The organism is Amaricoccus macauensis, assembly GCF_049800915.1.
Lineage (GTDB): Bacteria > Pseudomonadota > Alphaproteobacteria > Rhodobacterales > Rhodobacteraceae > Amaricoccus > Amaricoccus macauensis_A.
Map to the genome: position 1 here is coordinate 530,348 of NZ_JBNAFY010000001.1, position 18,464 is coordinate 548,811.

General features: G+C 63.0%; 16 protein-coding genes and 1 tRNA gene. 5 read left to right on the forward strand and 12 right to left on the reverse strand.

What is annotated here, in order from left to right:
• Window position 1: 1 nt before the first annotated feature.
• The 3 genes from ACP15W_RS02330 to ACP15W_RS02340 are packed head-to-tail and all read right to left on the reverse strand — an operon-like array spanning window position 2 to window position 3,111.
• The gene (locus tag ACP15W_RS02330) at window positions 2–889 is read right to left on the reverse strand and encodes an esterase-like activity of phytase family protein (protein ID WP_424931211.1); all 888 of its coding nucleotides are present in this window, start codon (window positions 887–889) and stop codon (window positions 2–4) included.
• On the reverse strand, window positions 886–1,758 hold the full coding sequence (gene mepA / locus ACP15W_RS02335; RefSeq protein WP_424931212.1) for a penicillin-insensitive murein endopeptidase: 873 nt from the start codon (window positions 1,756–1,758) through the stop codon (window positions 886–888). The genes ACP15W_RS02330 and mepA overlap by 4 nt, the downstream gene beginning before the upstream one ends.
• 3 nt (window positions 1,759–1,761) lie before the next feature.
• A complete protein-coding gene (locus tag ACP15W_RS02340) occupies window positions 1,762–3,111 on the reverse strand; it encodes an MFS transporter (protein WP_424931213.1) in 1,350 nt (449 codons plus the stop codon).
• A 144-nt stretch (window positions 3,112–3,255) separates the two neighbouring features.
• Here ACP15W_RS02340 and ACP15W_RS02345 point away from each other — a divergent pair, with 144 nt between their 5' ends.
• Window positions 3,256–3,543, forward strand: coding sequence for a YggT family protein (locus tag ACP15W_RS02345; protein WP_424931214.1), 288 nt, complete (start codon window positions 3,256–3,258; stop codon window positions 3,541–3,543).
• Window positions 3,544–3,706: 163 nt separating this feature from the next.
• Entirely contained in the window at window positions 3,707–4,003 is a 297-nt protein-coding gene (locus ACP15W_RS02350) for a PRC-barrel domain containing protein (protein ID WP_424931215.1), read from the forward strand.
• Between the two features lie 88 nt (window positions 4,004–4,091).
• Here ACP15W_RS02350 and plsY read toward each other — a convergent pair whose 3' ends face one another.
• From plsY to ACP15W_RS02375, 5 genes are all read right to left on the reverse strand, one after another.
• Window positions 4,092–4,670: a glycerol-3-phosphate 1-O-acyltransferase PlsY gene (plsY, locus tag ACP15W_RS02355; RefSeq protein WP_424931216.1), complete on the reverse strand. Its 579-nt coding sequence runs from the start codon at window positions 4,668–4,670 to the stop codon at window positions 4,092–4,094.
• The gene (gene pyrC / locus ACP15W_RS02360) at window positions 4,664–5,968 is read right to left on the reverse strand and encodes a dihydroorotase (RefSeq protein WP_424931217.1); all 1,305 of its coding nucleotides are present in this window, start codon (window positions 5,966–5,968) and stop codon (window positions 4,664–4,666) included. The genes plsY and pyrC overlap by 7 nt, the downstream gene beginning before the upstream one ends.
• Window positions 5,965–6,426 carry a hypothetical protein gene (locus ACP15W_RS02365; protein WP_424931218.1) on the reverse strand — a complete coding sequence of 154 codons (462 nt, stop codon included), beginning with the start codon at window positions 6,424–6,426 and terminating at the stop codon, window positions 5,965–5,967. The genes pyrC and ACP15W_RS02365 overlap by 4 nt, the downstream gene beginning before the upstream one ends.
• Window positions 6,423–7,376 (reverse strand): aspartate carbamoyltransferase catalytic subunit, encoded by a 954-nt coding sequence (locus ACP15W_RS02370; RefSeq protein WP_424931219.1) that lies wholly within the window; start codon window positions 7,374–7,376, stop codon window positions 6,423–6,425. Before ACP15W_RS02370 ends, ACP15W_RS02365 begins: the two co-directional genes overlap by 4 nt.
• 357 nt (window positions 7,377–7,733) lie before the next feature.
• On the reverse strand, window positions 7,734–8,738 hold the full coding sequence (locus ACP15W_RS02375) for a DUF6635 family protein (protein ID WP_424931220.1): 1,005 nt from the start codon (window positions 8,736–8,738) through the stop codon (window positions 7,734–7,736).
• 117 nt (window positions 8,739–8,855) lie between these two features.
• Between ACP15W_RS02375 and ilvA the strand changes: the two genes are divergently transcribed.
• The 3 genes from ilvA to ACP15W_RS02390 all read left to right on the forward strand — a co-directional run bounded on the left by ilvA (window position 8,856) and on the right by ACP15W_RS02390 (window position 11,046).
• On the forward strand, window positions 8,856–10,118 hold the full coding sequence (ilvA, locus tag ACP15W_RS02380) for a threonine ammonia-lyase IlvA (protein ID WP_424931221.1): 1,263 nt from the start codon (window positions 8,856–8,858) through the stop codon (window positions 10,116–10,118).
• Window positions 10,119–10,127: 9 nt separating this feature from the next.
• Complete coding sequence (locus ACP15W_RS02385) at window positions 10,128–10,901, forward strand: alpha/beta fold hydrolase (protein ID WP_424931222.1); 774 nt, start codon at window positions 10,128–10,130, stop codon at window positions 10,899–10,901.
• Window positions 10,902–10,970: 69 nt separating this feature from the next.
• Window positions 10,971–11,046: transfer RNA gene (locus ACP15W_RS02390), tRNA-Thr, on the forward strand.
• Window positions 11,047–11,188: 142 nt separating this feature from the next.
• On the opposite strand, the gene ACP15W_RS02395 is transcribed toward ACP15W_RS02390, so the two are convergent.
• The 4 genes from ACP15W_RS02395 to ACP15W_RS02410 form a co-directional block, all read right to left on the reverse strand.
• Entirely contained in the window at window positions 11,189–14,221 is a 3,033-nt protein-coding gene (locus tag ACP15W_RS02395; protein ID WP_424931223.1) for a DEAD/DEAH box helicase family protein, read from the reverse strand.
• Window positions 14,222–14,814: 593 nt separating this feature from the next.
• Window positions 14,815–16,581 (reverse strand): PQQ-dependent methanol/ethanol family dehydrogenase, encoded by a 1,767-nt coding sequence (locus tag ACP15W_RS02400; protein WP_424931224.1) that lies wholly within the window; start codon window positions 16,579–16,581, stop codon window positions 14,815–14,817.
• A 293-nt stretch (window positions 16,582–16,874) separates the two neighbouring features.
• Entirely contained in the window at window positions 16,875–17,411 is a 537-nt protein-coding gene (locus tag ACP15W_RS02405; RefSeq protein ID WP_424931225.1) for a tetratricopeptide repeat protein, read from the reverse strand.
• An 86-nt stretch (window positions 17,412–17,497) separates the two neighbouring features.
• Window positions 17,498–18,460, reverse strand: a complete 963-nt coding sequence (locus ACP15W_RS02410) for a YVTN family beta-propeller repeat protein (RefSeq protein ID WP_424931226.1) — start codon at window positions 18,458–18,460, stop codon at window positions 17,498–17,500.
• Window positions 18,461–18,464 lie beyond the last annotated feature (4 nt).

Genomic DNA, 18,464 nt, shown 5'->3' on the forward strand with positions numbered 1-18,464 from the left:
GTCAGGAGCGCGAAAGAACGTATTCCGCGAGAATTGTCCGCTGCAGTGCATTGAAATTGTCATCCGAGATCAATGTGACGCGAATCTGCCCATCGCCGTCGCGCCAGACCGAGATCCCTTCCATGTTGTCGAGCGCACCGTCCCCGAGCCGGGTTTCCATCAGGGTGCGCTCGTCGGTCAGCCCGCCGGAATCGACCGCGAAGCTGCGGACCCGCGCGATGAAGCCGCCGAGAAACTGGAAGTGGCGCTCCAGGATATAGAGCCGCCCGTCCGGCCCGAAATCCGCTCCGGTCACGAGAAACTTGCCACGCCGGGTAACAGAGAGTTCGCGGTCCCACCGCCCGTCGCGTAGCCGATATACGGGAAAGGGCCGGTCCCACTCGCCCGAGCGTTCCGGGATGGCATAGAGCGTGCCTTCCGCATCGACGGCCAGCGCTTCCAGCCCGGAATTGCGCTGCAGGCCCTGAAACTCGCGCGGGCCATCGATGTTCTCGGCCGGGCCATCGATCCGCGGATAGCGCCGGATGCGGTGGAAATGCTCGAAGGACATGTATGCCGCGCCGTCCGGTGCGATGGAGAGATCTTCCGCATCCGCGTCCTGCCCCGAAAGCGGCGCGCCGGAAATGGCGAGAATCGGTCCAAACCCGGTGAGCCGCGCGCGCTGCAACGTGCCGTCGGACTTGCGGATCAGATCTGCCCGTGCCCAGTGACCCCGGTCCGAGACCACGAGAATCCGCGCGCCACCGTCAAGCACCTCCAGCCCCGAAAAACCGCCGAAGCCCGCCTCCGCATGGCTCCAAGTGATCTTCGAGGAAAGCTTGAGGGCATTCTCCTCCGCCGCGGCCCCCGCGGGGAGCAGCAATGCAAGCACGAGAAGAAATCGCTTCACGGGGCAGCGACCACGCTGGCACATTGCGGTGGCAGATCGGCGAGCCGAATGGGCGGTTTGGGCTTCGGCGCAGGCGCATCCGGATCGGGCGGCTCCAGCGCTTCGGTCACCCACCAGATCGCCTCATCGCAGCCATCGCCCCGCGGCACCGGATCGGGGTTCACGCAGCCGCGCGCCCCCCGCGGGCAGTTGAGCCGCACATGGAAATGGGTGTTGTGCCCCCACCAGGGCCGGATCTTGCCAAGCCAGGCACGATCGCGCGCGGGCGCATCGGCGCACATCTGGAGCTTCACGGGCGCGGTGATGAAAATGCGGTTCACACGACCATCGCGCGCCACGGCCTCCAGCAGCCGGTGGTGCGACCGCGTCCAGTTGCCATTGACGGAGCGTTGATCGGCGGAGCGGACATTCATCGAGGAGATCCGCTCGCGATCGCCCCGCGAGAGATCCAGGCGACCAGGGGGCAGGAGCCAGAAATCTACATCCAGCCCGATCTGGTGCGAGGCATGGCCCGGTACCGGTCCGCCGCGCGGCTGGCTCAGATCGCCCACGTAAATCCCGTTCCAGCCGACCTTCGTGGCCGCCCGGCTGACCTCCTGCACGAATCGGATCGTTTCCGGGTGGCCCCAGTAGTGATTGCGCGAAAGGCGCATCGCCTGCCAGGTCGGCCCGCTCTCGGGCAGCGCGACACCACCGGCAAGGCACCCCCTTGAGTGCTGCCCGATGGCGTAGGGGCTCTCCGAATTGAAGGGTGTCTCCTTGGACGAGAACAAGGCTTTCGCGTCCTGCGCCCGCAAGTTCCCTGGCATGGTCGCCAGAACCCCGGTCAGCAGGAGCGCCGCCGTCTTGCGCAGAATGCTCGCTTTCATGGCTCAGTCTCCGATCCGCGCCCCAGTCCTCGCTCGCAGGAAGAGTAACAGCAGAAGTCCGAGCGCGAAAAGCCCTATCACCGGCGTGACGCCCAGCCGTTGCGAGCCGGTCGCCGCCGTTGCGATGGCAATGAGCGCAGGCCCGATGAAGGCGGTGGCGCGGCCGGAGAGCGCGTAAAGCCCGAAAGCCTGCGCCATCGCCACGCGGCCCTCCGCCTCATGGACAAGCATGGTGCGCGAGGCGGCCTGCAACGCACCCGCTGCCGCCCCCAGAATACCGCCTGCGCAGAAGAAGAGGAGATCGGGCGCCGTCGATCCGGGCGGAAGGGCCACGAACGCGATGCTTTCCCGCGTGGTGAGCAGGATGACCGCGCAGACGGCGATCAGCGCCCAGTTCGCGGTGATGATCACCGGACGCGGCCCGAAGGCAGCGTCCCCGCGACCGCCCGCCCAGGCCCCGAGCGCGCCGACGCCCGCCGCGATGATCCCGAACACCCCAAGCTGAAAGGTTCCCCAGCCCAGCACACCGCTCGCGTAGATCCCGCCGAAGGCAAAGAGCGCGGCCAGCCCGTCGCGATAGATCATGGAGGCGACAAGGAAGAGAAACAGCCGGCCATGGCTGCGCGCCTCCGTGACGGTGCGCCGGAGATCCGCCAGCCCGCTTCGTGCCGCCTGCGCGAGCGGCACCCCCCGTGGCGTGTCACGGGTCAATAGGAAGAAGGGCAGGGCGAAGACGATGAACCAGAGCGCCGCAAGCGGCCCGGTGGCCCGCGCGGGTTCCCCTTCGGCCACCTCCAGACCGAAAATCGGCGCCATCCCGAGCAGAGTGGTCTCCTTGCCCGGCGCGGGGGCGAGCAGTGCCAGCACCAGAATGAGCGATATGAGCCCGCCCAGATAGCCCAGCGCCCAGCCCGAGCCGGATACGCGCCCCGTCTCCCGGCGCGGGGCAATGTCGGGCAGCATCGCGTTGGTGAAGAGAAGCGTAAGTTCCGAGCCGAGGAAGGCCAGCCCGAAGAGGATCAGCACCGGCAGCGGATCGTCCATGCCCGGCACCGCGAGCCAGAGACCGGCGCACCCCGCAATGAAGGGCAAGGAAAAGGCAAGGACCCAGGGCTTGCGCGCGCCCGTGCGATCCGCGATCGCGCCCAGCACCGGGGCAAGGAGCGCCGTCAGCCCGCCCGCGATTGCCACCGTCGTGCCCCAGATCGCCTGGCCCGCCACCGGATCGCCCGCGACCTGAGCCACGAAATAGGGCGCGAAGATGAATGTCACGATCAGGGTGTGGAACGGCTGATTGGCCCAGTCGAACAGCATCCAGGAAAACACGCCCCACCGGCGCCGTCGATCCGTCATCGGTGTCACTGATCCGTGTCAAACTGCCTGTTTCCGCATCCTTTCTAGTGGCGGATGGCAGCTCTGCCCAGCCCGCACTTGCGGCTCCAGCCGCAGGTGTCTACTTATTCCCCAACCGCCGGTCCAAACACGGAAAACCCACGCATGACATCGCTTCTCCAGATCCTTCTGCTCATCCTCGACATCGTGTGGTGGTTCGTGATCATCCAGGTGATCATGAGCTGGCTGATCAACTTCAACGTGCTCAACCGGAGCCAGCCGCTTGTCTGGCAGATCTGGACCGGGCTCAATCGCCTGCTCGAGCCGATCTACGGCCCGATCCGCAGCGTCCTGCCCAACATGGGCGGTCTGGACCTTTCGCCGCTTGTGCTTATCGTGATCCTCTATGCGCTCCGGATCATCATCCTGAACAACGCTGGCGTCTTCATGTAGGCTGCTACACCCGAGCGATTTGCCCCCGTCCCACTGGGCGGGGAGGCAGGATCTCGCCGAGCGCTGATGATCGCGAAAGTTGATGTCTCCGGCGTGGAACCCGCGGGGCCTCTGGAGTGTTCCCACCATCAGATCCAGACTGGATCTGTTGGAGGAAACGCAAATGGAACATTCCACATTCATCCGGCTCAGTGAAACCGAGCTGACGAAGGAGAAGCTTCAGGGCGCCAAGGTGCACGGGCCCGACAACGAGACGGTCGGCACCGTCTCGAAGGTCGAGGAAGTCGGCCTTGAGCGTCGGGTCATCATCGATGTCGGGGGCTTCCTCGGGATCGGCACGAAACGGGTCGCACTGGACGCGAGCCGGTTGAACTTCGGCGTCGACGAAGATGGACATGTCCACGGCTCGACTGCCATGACCAAGGACGAAATGAAGAACCTGTCCGACTACACAGGGTAATTCGCGACAGCACGAGCCGCGATCGACGCCTCGTCGATCTGTCGAGCCGCGTGAGAGACAGCGCCCGGACGGAAATGCGGGCCGGGCGCTACTTCTTGCCGATCTTCGGCTCTTCGCCCTTCAGCAACCGGTTGATATTGGTGCGGTGGCGGGCAAAGACCAGTGCGCCCAGAAGCAGCGCAAGCAGGATCGCATCCGCCCGGCCGAAGAGCGCGAGCCAGACCGGGCTGAGCATCGCGGCGATGAGTGCCGAAAGAGACGAATAGCGGAAGGCAAGGGCCGCCACGAGCCATGTGGCACAGGACGCAAGCCCCGCCGGGAAGCTCACTGCCAGCATCACGCCCAGGAATGTCGCCACGCCCTTTCCGCCCTGGAACTTGAGCCAGACCGGAAAAAGATGCCCCAGGAAAGCCGCAAGCCCGGCGACAAGTGCCGCCTGTTCGCCGAGAAACGCCCGCGCGAGCAGGACCGCCACGGCCCCCTTGCCGCCATCGAGAACCAGCGTCGCGAAGGCGGCGGCCTTGTTCCCGGTGCGCAGAACATTGGTCGCGCCGATATTGCCAGACCCGATGCTGCGCAGATCCCCCAGTCCCATGCCGCGGGTGATGAGCACTCCGAAGGGGATGGAGCCCAGCAGATAGGCCAGTATTGCACAGAGGATCAGCATGTCTCGCTCTCCCGGTCAAACACGACGCTGCCGCCGACGATGGTCTTGAGGACACGGCCCTGCATCCGCTGCTCGTCAAAGGGCGTGTTCTTTGATTTCGACCGAAGCTTGTATCGGTCGAGCACATAGGGCGCGTTCGGATCGAAAAGAATGAGATCCGCAGGCGCACCCGGCGCGATCCTTCCGGTTTCAAGCCCCAACCGTTTCGACGGGTTGAGCGAAAGCGCGCGAAAGAGCGTCGGCATGTCGATATCGCCCGCATGCCAGAGACGCAGGGCGGCAGGCAGCAGGGTTTCGAGCGCCACCGCACCGGAGGCCGCCTCCTCGAACGGAAGGCGCTTCGATTCCTCGTCCTGCGGTGTGTGCATGGAGGAGATCACGTCGATCACGCCCGCGGCCAGTGCCTCGACCATGGCCTGCCGGTCGGTTTCGGCGCGAAGCGGCGGCTTCACCTTGAAGAAGGTGCGGTAATCGCCGACATCGAGCTCGTTCAGGGTCAGGTGGTGGATGCTGACCCCCGCCGTCACATCGAGCCCCGCGGCCTTCGCCCGCTCCAGCGCAGGCAGGCTCGTCGCCGCCGAGAGGTTGTCCGCATGGTAGCGCGCGCCGGTCATCTCGACGAGGGCAAGATCGCGCTCAAGACCCATCCGCTCGGCCATGGGGGAGACCGCCGGCAAGCCGCGCAGCGAGGCGAACTTGCCGCTTGTCATGGCGGCGCCCTTGCTCAGCACCGGCTCCTGCGGGTGGGCAATGACCAATGCACCGAGCGAACGGGCATAGGTCAATGCGCGGGAAAGCACCTTGGTATTCTCGACGACCTTGTCGCAGTCGGTGAAGGCGACGGCCCCTGCATCCTTCAGGAAGCCGATTTCGACCATCTCCTTGCCTTCGCGTCCCTTGGTGAGCGCCGCCATGGGAAGCACGCGCACGGGCGCGACCTCGCGGGCGCGACGGGTGACGAATTCGAGTGCCTCGGGATTGTCGATGGCCGGTTTGGTATCGGGCCGCGTCACCATTGTCGTGACCCCGCCCGCGGCGGCGGCCCGCCCCGCGGTTCGGAAACTCTCCTTGTGCCGCTCGCCAGGTTCGCAGACCTTCACCCCGATATCGACGATACCGGGCGCAAGATACCGCCCTCCGCAGTCGATCACCTCGCGGGCGCGGATGATCTCGTGGCGTTCTCCATCGACCTCCGGGATCACTTCCGTGATCGTATCGCCCGCGATTCGCACCGCGCCGCGCGCCTCGGTGCCCGTGTCCGGATCGACCAGAATTGCGTTGGTCAGAAGCAGGGTCATGGCGTGGTCTCCTCCATGCCGGGCGCGTCGGCCGGAGCGCGCTTCAGCCCGCGATAGGCGGCGAGGAATCCGTCCCGGTCCTTCAGGTCATACAGGGTGAATGTCGGAATGCCGACGAACTGGACACCGTTGGCGACGATCGGAGTCGGTTCGGGATAATCGGCGTGCCGGATCCATTTCGGCTTCCCGTTGCCGCTCACCGACATCACCCGCTGATCGGTCAGCACATAGTCGATGGACTGCCGCGCGAACCTGTCCACGACGACCCAGACGGCGCTCGCCGCGAGAAACATCAGATGCCGCGTGGAGTTGGCAGAATCGAGGATCGCGGCCAGAGCGAAACCGGCGAGCATCGCGATCTTCAGCCACTTCAACCGACCCCAGAACCCAGGGGAAGGCTGCCCGGACCAGACGACCGTCTCGCCCTCGTTGAGATGCTTCTTCACCAGAGCGGTCACGCGTTCGCCCCGGCCGTCCCGCGCGCTTCGCGCAGGTTCCGCGCCAGGAGATCCATCGCCGCCATGCGCACAGCCACACCCATTTCGACCTGTTCCTGGATCACGGAGCGGTTGATGTCGTCCGCGATGGTTCCATCGATCTCCACGCCCCGGTTCATCGGGCCGGGATGCATGACGATGGCATCGTCCTTGGCGTAGCCGAGCTTCTCCGCATCGAGCCCGTAGCGGTGGAAATACTCGCGCTCGGAGGGAATGAACCCGCCATCCATCCGCTCGCGCTGGAGCCGCAGCATCATCACCACATCGACACCGTCGAGCCCCTCGCGCATGTCCTCGTAGACCTCGACGCCAAGATCGGCCGCGCGCGAGGGCATCAGCGTCGGCGGACCCACCAGCCGCACCCGGTTCTCCATCCGTCCGAGCAGCAGGATGTTCGACCGCGCCACGCGGCTATGGGCAATATCCCCGCAGATCGCGACGTTGAGCCGGTGCAGCGTGCCCTTGGCGCGGCGTATGGTAAGCGCATCCAGAAGCGCCTGTGTCGGGTGCTCGTGCCGCCCGTCGCCCGCATTCAGCACCGCGCAATTGACCTTCTGGGCCAGCAGATGCGCCGCCCCCGAGGAGGGATGCCGGATCACCAGAAGATCGGGGTGCATCGCGTTGAGCGTCATCGCGGTATCGATGAGCGTCTCGCCCTTCTTCACTGAGGATTGCGCCATCGCCATGTTCATCACGTCCGCACCGAGCCGCTTGCCGGCCAGCTCGAAACTGGCCTGCGTCCGCGTCGAGGCCTCGAAGAACATGTTGATCTGGGTAAGACCCTTGAGCGCGTCGCCGTGCTTTTCCGGGCGCCGGTTCAGCTCGGCATAGACCTCGGCAAGGTCGAGAATCGCTTCGATATCGGATCGGCTGAGCCCCTCGATCCCCAGAAGATGGCGATGCGCAAACAAGGCTACCTCACTATCCCGTATCCGTTTGCCCGCCTCTATAACAGCCAGACGGGGAGGAACAAGCCTGCAAGACGCAGCGAGGTCATGACAGCGCGCCTCGAACGGTCGAGAGAGCGAGTTGCCCGAATGCTCCTATCCGGTGATCCGCCGGAGGAAGGAGCGTGCCCCGAAAGGGCAGGGCGCGGGCCTCCCCGTCGGCAGACGATGGTGCGCCCGAAAGCTGCTCAGTATGCCGACATGGAACCGCAACATTTGGTTGCGGGCCTCGGACTCGGTGTCGAGGCTGCCTGGACGGGGCTTCTTCACCGTCAGCGATGGCCCAACCGGCTGCTGCCGATTGACGAGAGCCAACAAACCTCACCCCCGGAAGGCGCGCGCCACGCTGAGCAGCACGTCGCTGAGATCCATCAGCCGAGCGACATAGAGGTCATACGCCACGTAGCCTTGCGCATCCGCGGCATCGAAGGAGGTTTCCAGGCTGTCGATCAGGCTGTTGAGCCTGCGCTCGTGGATGCCGAACTGGCGCTGGACCGGGTCCGAGATGATGCCGGCAAAGGCCGCGACCACCGCTGCCACCCCCATCAGCCCGGCGGTCGAGCCCGCCACCAGCGCGGTCGAGGCCTGCGCCGGGAACACCCCGTACCAGAGCCCGCCTGCGGTCGCGCCGAGCGGAAAGGACGCCACCGCCATCTGTTGCGCGAGCGAGGCTGCAATCGCGGGGCCCAGCGCCAGCGCACCGGGCGTCGCCTGCTTGAAGGCCACCGCCCCGGTGCCGATCGTCACCAGCGCCGTGGTGATCTCCGCGGCGGCCGTGCGCGTCCCGGTGTATTCGGTCAGGGCTTCTTCCATGCGGGCGCGAAACGCCGGATCATCCTTGCGCGCCCCGACCGTTGCCGCAGCATCCTCGACGAGATGCTGAACCTTCGGATGGGTCAGTATCGCTTCGGCCAGCCCGTTCTGAAGCGAGACGCGATCCCCGTCCTTGAATGGCTGACGCAGGAGCTGCGTGAAGATGCGCCAACGCAACTCGCGCGCCACCGCCGTCTCCAGAAGCAGGTTCTGCCGCTCCAGCCAGGCGGCGGATTTCCTGCGCCCCAACCCGCGGGCACCGAGCGCCGAAAGCTTGATGCCGATCTGGGGCAGGGAGAGAAGCGCATTGGCCGGAGCGCGCAGAACGTCCCATCCCAATGCATGGCGATGCAGCCTCGCGGAGCCGAGAAACGTGAAGGTCTCGTCCACGAAGCCGGGCACGCGTGCGCGGCAGGCGTCGAAATAGGTCTTCGCGGCCTCCGCGACGATGGCATCCGCCTCCGATCGCTCCAATCCGCCACCGATCTCTGCCGTTTCCACTGCGGCGTCCATTCCGTTCATGCTCCCATAGAGGTGTTGCTTCCGCTGATATGGGGTTGTCCCGAACATCTGCCATGGGGCATCGCGCCGAGGCTGGTGCTATCGGCGGATGCATGCTAGCGGGCAATCATGTCCGATCTTCCCAGACTCGACCTCGAGGCCGTAGGGGCCGCCGCAACCGCGCTCCGGTCGCTCTTCGAGCCGACGCCCCTCCAGCAGAACGCCTACCTGTCCGCGCGGTGCGGCGCGGAGATCTGGCTCAAGCGCGAGGATCTCTCGCCCGTGCGGTCCTACAAGATCCGCGGCGCGTTCAATGCCATGCGCAAATCACTCGACGCGCAGCCCGAGCGGCGGAATTTCGTCTGTGCCTCGGCCGGAAACCATGCCCAGGGCGTGGCCTATGCCTGCAGGCATTTCGGCACCCGCGGCGTGATCTTCATGCCCGTGACAACTCCCCAGCAGAAGATCGGCAAGACGCAAGCATTCGGCGCGGGGCAGGTGGAGATCCGTCTCATCGGGGACTATTTCGACGAGACACTCAGGGCCGCCATGGAGTTTTGCGCGGCGGAAGGTGCCCGCTTCCTTCCCCCCTTCGATGATCCAGACATCATCGAGGGGCAGGCGACCTGCGCGCTCGAAATCCTCGCCCAGATGCCCGACGGAAGGGCGCCCGACCTGCTGATCCTGCCCGTTGGGGGCGGCGGGCTCTCCTCGGGCAGCACCGCCGTCTTCCGCCAGCGCGCGCCGGAAACCGCCATCCGCTACGTTGAACCCGAAGGGGCGCCGAGCCTGCGCACGGCCCTCGAGAGGGACCATCCGGTGCGTCTCGACAAGGTGGACAACTTCGTCGATGGCGCCGCGGTCGCCCAGATCGGCGCGCGGAATTTCGAACTGCTCCGGGGCGTCGATCCCGCCCATGTGGCGCTCGCGCCCGAGAACCGGATCTGCGCCACGATGCTCGACATTCTCAACACCGAGGGTTTCGTCTTCGAACCCGCCGGCGCGCTGGCGGTGGATGCCCTGCGCGATTTCGGCGATCTCTCGGGCAAACGCGTGGTGGCCGTCGTCTCGGGCGGCAACTTCGATTTCGAGCGCCTGCCGGACGTGAAGGAACGCGCCCTGCGCTGGGAAGGGCTGAAGAAATACTACATTCTTCGGCTGCCCCAGCGTCCGGGAGCCCTGCGCGATTTTCTGGCCATTCTCGGCCCCGACGACGACATCACCCGCTTCGAATATCTCAAGAAGTCGGCGCGCAACTTCGGCTCCGTCCTGCTCGGGATCGAATCGCGAAAGCAGGGCGCCTTCGCGGACCTGGAATCGCGCATGACAGAGGCCGGTTTCGTGTTTCAGGACATTACCGAAGATGCCGTCATAACCTCCCTGGTCGTTTGAGGAAATCCGATGCTCAATACCATCATTCATGGCGAACCGCGCGACACCCCGCCGCTCGTCATCGCCCACGGGCTCTACGGCTCCGCTCGAAACTGGGGCGTTGTGGCCAAGCGTCTCTCCGAAGACCGTCAGGTCATCGCGGTGGACATGCGCAACCACGGCTCCAGCCCGCGCGCCGAGGACAACGGCTATCCCGCCATGGCCGGCGATCTGGCCGAGGTGATCGAGGCCCATGGCGGCACTGCCGAACTGCTCGGGCATTCCATGGGCGGCAAGGCGTCGATGGTGCTGGCCCTCTCACGACCCGACCTGATCTCGCGGCTGATCGTCGCCGACATCGCGCCCGTGGCCTACGAGCACTCCCAGATCCAGTATGTCGAGGCAATGAAATCGGTCGATCTCTCGAAGGTCTCTCGGCGCAGCGACGCGGACGCGCTCCTTGCGCCCCATGTGGCCGAGGCCGCGCTTCGGGCCTTCTTTCTCCAGAGCCTCGAGCTTGGTGAGGGCGGCACCACTTGGAAGCTGAACCTCGACGTGCTGGGCAGGGAAATGCCCAAGATCGTCGGTTTCCCGGAGGTCGAGGGAAGCTTCGGCGGGCCCGCGCTCTTCATCACCGGCGAGACATCGGATTATGTGGGCAAGGCTGACTGGCCGCGCATCACCGAGCTTTTCCCCAATGCGCAGCAGCATGTGGTCCCGGGTGCGGGCCACTGGCTCCATGCCGAAGCGCCGCGACCTTTCGTCGAGGCCGTGGCGGAATTCCTGGCCGCCGATAAAATTTAGCATCACGACGCGAAAACCTCCGGCAGGGTCTGGACGGCTCCGCCGGCGGTTGATATTGACCCCGCCAGCGCCGCTGTAGCTCAGATGGTAGAGCACGTCATTCGTAATGATGGGGTCGGGGGTTCGAGTCCCTTCAGCGGCACCAGATATCCTGAAATCTGAAATCCTTGCGCCCGAAGTGGTCTTTCGCAGTGCTTCAGCGTACCTTAGACAAGCAGCCCAATTCCTCCTGTAGACGGAACTAGCAGGTCGGTCCGTGGGTAAGAGGTAAAGGCAGCTTCTGTTCGCTAGTGCTCGCCGGCCCCTTCCGAAAAAAAGACTACTGAAATCCGGCCAGCAATCTCGGGCTTGTGGTTACGTGACAAGAGTTCGGCTTCCTCAATCACTTCCGACATCAAACGATGAACCTCAACGGAGCGGAAAGTGTCTTCCTCGAGCTTCTCCAGTATCGCATTGATTGCTATGTAGCCCTTCGGGAGATCTTCATAGGCGAAACTATCTCGTACTTCCCGTTTGGTTTGCTCCCAGTAGGGGTCAAGCAATCTGCTCCAGGATTCACAGATCATTTCAATGACGGTGAGAGGCAGGTGGCCAAAGAGCTCTCGATCATCGAGTTCTCGATCGGCTCGACGGCTCATGAACTGCGCACAGGCTTTCATCAGGCTCTCGACACGAGCGGGTCTCAGGTCCCACTCGGTGAGGCGATTCAACTGATCGGAAATGGTCTCGAGCGCAGTAACTAGATCCGACTCGCTGATTCCTGCGTGCTGCTTTTTAAGGCTCTTCGTGCGCTGGAAAGCGGCCTCCAGAGTTCGAGCACAGGCCAACTGATCTCGGTCCAGGACGAATCCCCCTTCTGAGGAACGGAGAAGCAATAGACGCGGCGGGAAGAAGCTGGTCGGCTTGTCGACACCCTTCAGGTGAAGAGCCGTGAACGTCTCCCTTGCAGACATTAGCGCCAATTCAGCACCCCAGGTTTCTTTGATCTTTGCCCTGCTGATGAGATAATGATGTTCCGATGGGATAAGATCCCTCGTTCGCGAAAGAACGTCGTGAAAATTGGCGTTCCGCAGGCGTCTTGAAGACCTCAAGTAGGCTACCACGCTCTCCAGGATTACCTCGGTATCCTCCGATCCGAGCTCCTGTAGGGCGTCAATCAGTTCCTCCCCGGCGAGTGTCCGATAGTTCTCGATACGGTTCGCGACCTTTTCGTCAGACGCAAAATGCCCCACCGGGATATCCACCAAGTGATAATTCACAAGTCCGAACTGACTATCAATGCGGTCGATGCGGCCCAATCCCTGAATGAGCTCCTTCAGGTTTGATGTAACACCGAGAAGCACAAGCGTATCTGACGATTGCAGATTGATACCTTCTGCCATCTTGTACGTCAGGAAGATTGAGGCAGGCCCTGGTGGCGCGTTCTTTCCACCGGGGCGGAAATAGGACTCGACCGCCTTGCCTTGGGTGATCCGTCTAAAGCTGTCCGGTCCCTTACCGAAAATCGTCTTTACCGCTCTCTCGTCACCCTTCGTTTGATTGCCGACGACGAAATTCGCATGGTCCCCGCGGCGGGAGAGCACCTCAGCAAAGATCTCGAGCGTGTCCGTTCTTTCCGCGAGGAAGACAACCCTGTCCTTCTGATTCTGGATGCGAAGACACGCTTCATATCGCTTCTCGTCGAGGTCGCGCAGTGGCTGTGAAGCAAGTTTCTTGGCCAAGGCGTCACATTTCATGGTTGGCACCAAAGGATCAATGCCCAGAAGTCCGAACATGTCGGCCTGATCGAATGCACGCACGTTCCCGCCCGTCTTCTTGCCTTGCTCGAATTCACGCAGCCATTTCCCGATGACACCATGAGACATCTCCCAGGCTGCTTGACCAGTATTCACGCGGAGTATGTTCAAGAGGTTTCGGATATGAAGCTGGTCCTGAGTGATCTGTTGGGTCTTGATGTGACCAAACCGGCTCTTCTCGATCGCCGTAACTCTTCCGCCAGGAGAGAGTTCGTTGCATAGAGAAACGATTTCCTGCAGACTCGCGTTCTGGGACTTGGTGGGTTTGAGTTTCCGGGGGCGCCCGTGGTTGGCCAACCTGGGGTAGGCGTGTTCTGTACGATCTTCGCTTTCACCAATGCAGCACCGCTGACGACGTGTTAGGAACGGCGATATCAACTCCGCAAGTTTCGTGCGGGTTGGCCTGGAGAGAGTTGTTTGGGGGTCGGTCAGAACTGCAAAAGAAGGGTTCTGATCGAAGATGTCCGACGAATTTTTCATTTCAAGATCGAACAGCTCTCCCATTCTTTGAATGTAGTCCGGCGTCATGAAGATAGATGCCCGCTTCTCTTGCATGTGGGCAAGCCAATCCACGTCACGATTTCCGAGCAAAGTCGCGGACAGACAGACGTTCCAGCTTGGGGGTGCAAGCTCCACCGCCGCCGCCATCTGGGACGCCTGTTCGAAACCGGGAGTAACCGTATGGCTTTCATCGATAACGAGAATCCCAAACTGATCGAGCCTCAAGCCAACTTTATCGCCTTCGCCGGTTCCGCGCAGCCGCAGCTTCGAAAGGCTTGTATTTGGAATTGCCTTGAGGGCATTGGTGGAATGCCTTTCCCAACTTGGAATTACCTTCGGCGGGGCAATGACTGCCGTGTTCTTTCTGGCGACGTCATGCACGGGAGAGCGGGGTATGACCCGTGAAAACGTCTCGGATAGCGCCTCGGCAAGATGGCAGCCGATCTCTGTCTTGCCTGAACCCGTCGGTGCTTCCACAAATGCGATGCCGTGGTCGTAGACTATGGCGCAAGCCTCGTAGGTAAGCTCCTGTTGGTAATCAAATAGAGTATGGCCAGTGATCTGCTGCCGAGTTCCGGTAAGCCACGGTTCGAAACCCTTCTGCTCGGCGATCATACGGGCCATCGCGTGTTCGGCAGTAACCGGTTTTATGAGGCTATCGAGTATCGAAAGTGCCTCTGCATTCCAGTCGGTGGATACCTCCCATATCTGCTCCGCTGCGTGCGCACGCTCGAGCTGCAGCTCATGTGATCCCCTGTCGAGTCCATCCGCATACTCGATGTTGCTATAGAGTCCGGACCGGGAGAAGTTCGCGGATCCGGCGACCGCGCCGATTTGTGAACTCACGATTTTGGAGTGCATCCGGCGCTCACCGGATATTCCAAATCTTTGTTGGGCCAGGCCGGGGTCGAAGACTCGGAGCATGATCTTGCCAGACTGGATGGCACGCCTTGCCAGCACGGCGAGTAGGTCCCCCTCGTCTTCGACCTGGAGGCCGGACCTCTCCAGCCAGTACAGTTTCATCTCTTCTGTCACGGGCCTTTGGCGGGCCAATCGTCTGGAGTTTGCCGTGTCGATCCCAAACGATAGCCGGATGCAAACGTCTAGGTCCGCGTCTGGATCCCTGAGCACATCCACCTCGCGCATCAACACCGATAGCGAAGACAGAAAGTCTTGGTAGCCCGTGATGATCAGACAATCGCCAGAAGTGATGTGAGGGCGGTAGAGATTGATGACGGGACGGTCGATGTTCGTGCCGACACTAGTATGGGCCCCATGCCCGATTGCAGCCGGTCTATGGGACTTCGAAGGCGCAATATTATGAGGCTTGGACCGCAGCCAATTCGGAAGAGAGAACAAGGATTGACACCAAAAAGTTCAGATAGAACGAATATGCTACCACAGCCTCCAATCGGGCAATGGATTGTTGTATTGCATTCTCTTGAGATCGCTTTGGAAACTCTATCCGCGAACCTGGTGAAAACGCCCCGCGCACGGGCGATCAATCCTCCGCCACGCGGCGTCATCCTGCCTTTGCCCGACACCCACCCGCACGAAAAAATGCCCCGGATTTCTCCGGGGCATCGAGGTAAGTCAGCTCAGGGGGAAGAGGCCGACTATTGCGCGGCGGCCAGCTGCTTGGGCAGCTTGAAGGTCCAGACCGTGCCGCCCTGGTTGAGGTAGGCGACCTTCTTGGCGACCTCGCCACCCCAGAGCGGAACCGCACCGCCCCAGCCGGAGATCACCGAAACATACTGCTCGCCGTCCTGATCCCAGGTAATGGGCTGGCCGACGATGCCCGAGCCGGTCTGGAACGACCACAGCTCCTCGCCGGTCTCGTCATCAAGGGCGACGAACCTGCCCTCGGGCGTGCCGAAGAACACGAGGCCACCGGCGGTGGTCATCACGCCACCCCAGAGGGGCGCGTCATTGTGGTAGTCCCACTTGATCTCGCCGGTATTTGGGTCGATCGCCTTGAGCGAACCGATATGGCTTTCGAAGAGCGGTTTGATGGTGAACCCCGCGCCCAAGTAGGCCGCGCCCTTCTTGTAGGAGATCGGTTCGTTCCAGATATCCATGCCCCATTCGTTCGAGGGCACGTAGAAGAGCTCGGTCTTCTGGCTGTAGGCCATCGGCATCCAGTTCTTGCCGCCGAGAAAGGACGGCACCGCGAAGACCGTCTCGCCCTTGGCCCCATCCGCCGCTGCCGTGGGATCGCCCGGCCGGTTTTCCTCGTTGTAGATCGGTCGCCCGGTCTCATCGATGCCGGAAGCCCAGGAAATGTCGCTCACGAACGGGTAGGCGTTCACGAAGGCCCCGTCCTCGCGGTTGAGCACGTAGAAGAAGCCGTTGCGGTCGGCAGTGGCGAAGCGCTTGTTGCCCTCCGCGTCGACGTAGGGAACCACCTCGTTCACGCCGTCGAAATCCCAGCCCTCGCGCGGGGTGGTCTGGAAGTGCCACTTGATCTCGCCGGTATCGGGGTCGATGCCGATGCGGCTCGCGGCATAGAGGTTGTCGCCGGAATTGTCGTCCTTGGGCTCGCCCGCACCGCGCAGATGGCTGTTCCAGGGCGAGGGGTTGCCCGCACCGAAGACGAGCGTGTGCGTGTCCGCGTCATAGGAGCCGCCGAGCCAGGTTGCCCCGCCGCCGGTCTTCCACATATCGCCGGGCCAGGTGGCATTGAGCTCGCCCGTCATCGTGGAGGGCTCGCCGTTGAGTTCACCCATGTGGCCCTCGATGACAGGGCGCTTCCAGACCAGATCGCCGGTTTCCGCGTCATAGGCATAAACGGCACCGACCACGCCGAACTCGCCGCCCGAATTGCCGACAACAACCTTGCCGTCCACGATCAGCGGGGCGGCCGTGTAGGAATAGCCGGCCTTGTAGTCCTCGAGCTTCTCGCGCCAGACCACCTTGCCGGTCTTCAGGTCGAGCGCCACGAGGCGCGCATCCAGCGTGCCGTAGTAGATCTTGTCGCCGTAGATCGCCGCCCCGCGGTTGATCACGTCGCAGCATGGCAGGATGCCCTCGGGCAGCCGCGCATCATACTGCCAGAGCTCCTTGCCAGTCGCGAGATCGATTGCATAGAGGCGCGAATAGGAGCCGGTGATATACATCACCCCGTCATAGATCAGCGGCTGGGCTTCCTGGCCCCGCTGCTTCTCGCCACCAAGCGAGAAAGCCCAGGCCGGAACGAGATTGTCCACGTTGTCCTTGTTGAGGATGTCCAGCGGGCTGTAGCGCTGCAGATGCCGCCCCATGCCATTGGTCACGACCTGGCTCGTGATGCTCTGGTCATTGGCCAGATCCTCCTCGGTGACCTCCGCACCGGCTGCGCCCGCAACCAGTAGCCCCGCTGTCACGGTGGCGATGAAACGGTTCATGTTCTTTCCTCCCAGCTCAGGTCTCGTGCAGCGGTGCGTCGGTTCACGCGCCACCGGATCACTCGCCTTCATTATTGTTTTCTGACTATTGGGCGAAATTGCACATTGGTCGTATGTTGAGGGGTTTTACTTGTGCTTTCAAGTGGATGAGTTGTCATTCATTACTTGAAACGCAGCCCGAAACACTGTCTTTCAGCATCCGGGCCATCCGGCACGTGCGCTCCCATCGAGGCCCGCCCCATTCCGCGCCACGCGGCACCGGGCAGGAGACGAGTTCGCAAGGCGGCCGGGCCTCAGTAGAGCCGCTGCTCGTATTTCCAGTTGTCCGCGTCCGGCGTCACCTCGTCGAGATCGTATCCCGATCCACGGAGCCTTTGCGCAACACCCAGACCGGCATCGGCCGCCTCGTCGACCAGGGCCCGCCCACGGGCTTCGTCCCGGTCCACGCCGCGCCCCCGCATCAGGCTGAGGCCATAGTTGAACTGGCCCACCGGATCGCCCGCCATCGCCGCGCGGCGGCTCCACTCGGTTGCGGCCGCCGGGTCTTCCGGCGCGCCCAGGCCGTTGTCGTCGAGCTGGCTCATCCAGGTCATCGCGCCGGTATAGCCATCATCGGCGCAGGTCTCGAAGACCTCGCGGGCCATCTCATGCTCGCCCTTCTTTGTGATGAAATACCCCGAGGCGCAGGTCATCATGTCGGTCTCGCCGCGACGGATGTTCTCCAGCACCCGGTCGATGGTCATTTCGGGCGGGTTGAGATCCCCGTCCACCTCGCCCCAGGCAGGAGAGAACGGCAGCAGCATGGCAATCAGCACGGCTTTCTTCGACATCGGGTCCACCACTTGGTTTTGCCGCAGGATAGCACGCGCGCCCCGAGCCCTCCTTCCGACCAAGGTCGCAGGAACTCCGCGCCCGCTCAGGGCCGAAGCGCCGCGCCCCAGGGGAAGCGGCCGACCTTGATCGTCTTGATCGGTTCGCGCGCGGCCACATCGATCACGGTCACATCGCCCGAAACCCCGTTGGTGGTGAAAAGGAGCGACTTGTCGGAGTTGAACGCCATGTGCCAGACACGCCGCCCCACAAGGATGTAGTCCTCCACCTCAAGCGTTTCCGCATTCACCGCGGCCACATGGTTCGAAGGTCCGAGCGCCACGAAGACGGTCTCATGGCTGCCGTCGAACTCGAAGCCCACGGGCTGAACCTTGTCCGGGTGCACCCCCTGGATCTCGAAGGTGATCTTGCCGATCTCCGACTGATCCGCGGTTTCGAAGACCGTCACCGTGCCACCGATCTCCGCGCTCACCCAGAGCTGTCCGCCATCGTGGGTGAATTCCGCATGGCGCGGGCGGCTGTCCACCAGCGTGTTGGCGAAAAGCTCATGGGTCGAGGTATCGATCCAATGCGCCATGTTGGTGGTCTCGGAGGTGGTGATCGCGATCTTGCCATCGGGCGAAACCGCCATGCCCTCGGGCTCGATCCCCACACCGATCTGCGCCACCACCGTCCGGCTCTCGGTATCGACCACCGTGGTGATCGCATCGTCCTCGTTGGCGATGTAGAGATGCCGGTCGTCGGGATGGAGCACGAACTGTTCGGGATCCTCTCCCGAGGGCAGATCAAAGAGGATCTCGCCGCTTTCGGGGTCCATCACCTGCACCGTGTCGCTGTCGGAGGCGCAGATGTAGAGCCGGCTGTAGTCATGGCTGAAGGTGATGCCGCGCGGCCGCTCGCCCACATTGATGGTGCGGGTCACTTCCAGCGTGTCGACGTCGATCACGCTCAGCGTGTCATCCTTCTCGTTCGAGACCCAGATCTCCTCGGCGAATGCAGGGTGCGCGGCGGCGAGAGCCGCGAGTGCAATGAATGTCTTTGCCTTCATGATC

What these genes read in the sequence shown, in the direction of transcription:
- ilvA (WP_424931221.1), top strand. Translation starts at nt 8,856, where the DNA reads ATGTCCGATCTTCCCAGACTCGACCTCGAGGCCGTAGGGGCCGCCGCA.
- ACP15W_RS02385 (WP_424931222.1), top strand. Translation starts at nt 10,128, where the DNA reads ATGCTCAATACCATCATTCATGGCGAACCGCGCGACACCCCGCCGCTC.
- ACP15W_RS02410 (WP_424931226.1), bottom strand. Translation starts at nt 18,460, where the DNA reads ATGAAGGCAAAGACATTCATTGCACTCGCGGCTCTCGCCGCCGCGCAC.
- ACP15W_RS02400 (WP_424931224.1), bottom strand. Translation starts at nt 16,581, where the DNA reads ATGAACCGTTTCATCGCCACCGTGACAGCGGGGCTACTGGTTGCGGGC.
- ACP15W_RS02345 (WP_424931214.1), top strand. Translation starts at nt 3,256, where the DNA reads ATGACATCGCTTCTCCAGATCCTTCTGCTCATCCTCGACATCGTGTGG.
- ACP15W_RS02395 (WP_424931223.1), bottom strand. Translation starts at nt 14,221, where the DNA reads ATGAAACTGTACTGGCTGGAGAGGTCCGGCCTCCAGGTCGAAGACGAG.
- ACP15W_RS02375 (WP_424931220.1), bottom strand. Translation starts at nt 8,738, where the DNA reads ATGGACGCCGCAGTGGAAACGGCAGAGATCGGTGGCGGATTGGAGCGA.
- ACP15W_RS02405 (WP_424931225.1), bottom strand. Translation starts at nt 17,411, where the DNA reads ATGTCGAAGAAAGCCGTGCTGATTGCCATGCTGCTGCCGTTCTCTCCT.
- mepA (WP_424931212.1), bottom strand. Translation starts at nt 1,758, where the DNA reads ATGAAAGCGAGCATTCTGCGCAAGACGGCGGCGCTCCTGCTGACCGGG.
- pyrC (WP_424931217.1), bottom strand. Translation starts at nt 5,968, where the DNA reads ATGACCCTGCTTCTGACCAACGCAATTCTGGTCGATCCGGACACGGGC.
- ACP15W_RS02340 (WP_424931213.1), bottom strand. Translation starts at nt 3,111, where the DNA reads ATGACGGATCGACGGCGCCGGTGGGGCGTGTTTTCCTGGATGCTGTTC.
- plsY (WP_424931216.1), bottom strand. Translation starts at nt 4,670, where the DNA reads ATGCTGATCCTCTGTGCAATACTGGCCTATCTGCTGGGCTCCATCCCC.
- ACP15W_RS02350 (WP_424931215.1), top strand. Translation starts at nt 3,707, where the DNA reads ATGGAACATTCCACATTCATCCGGCTCAGTGAAACCGAGCTGACGAAG.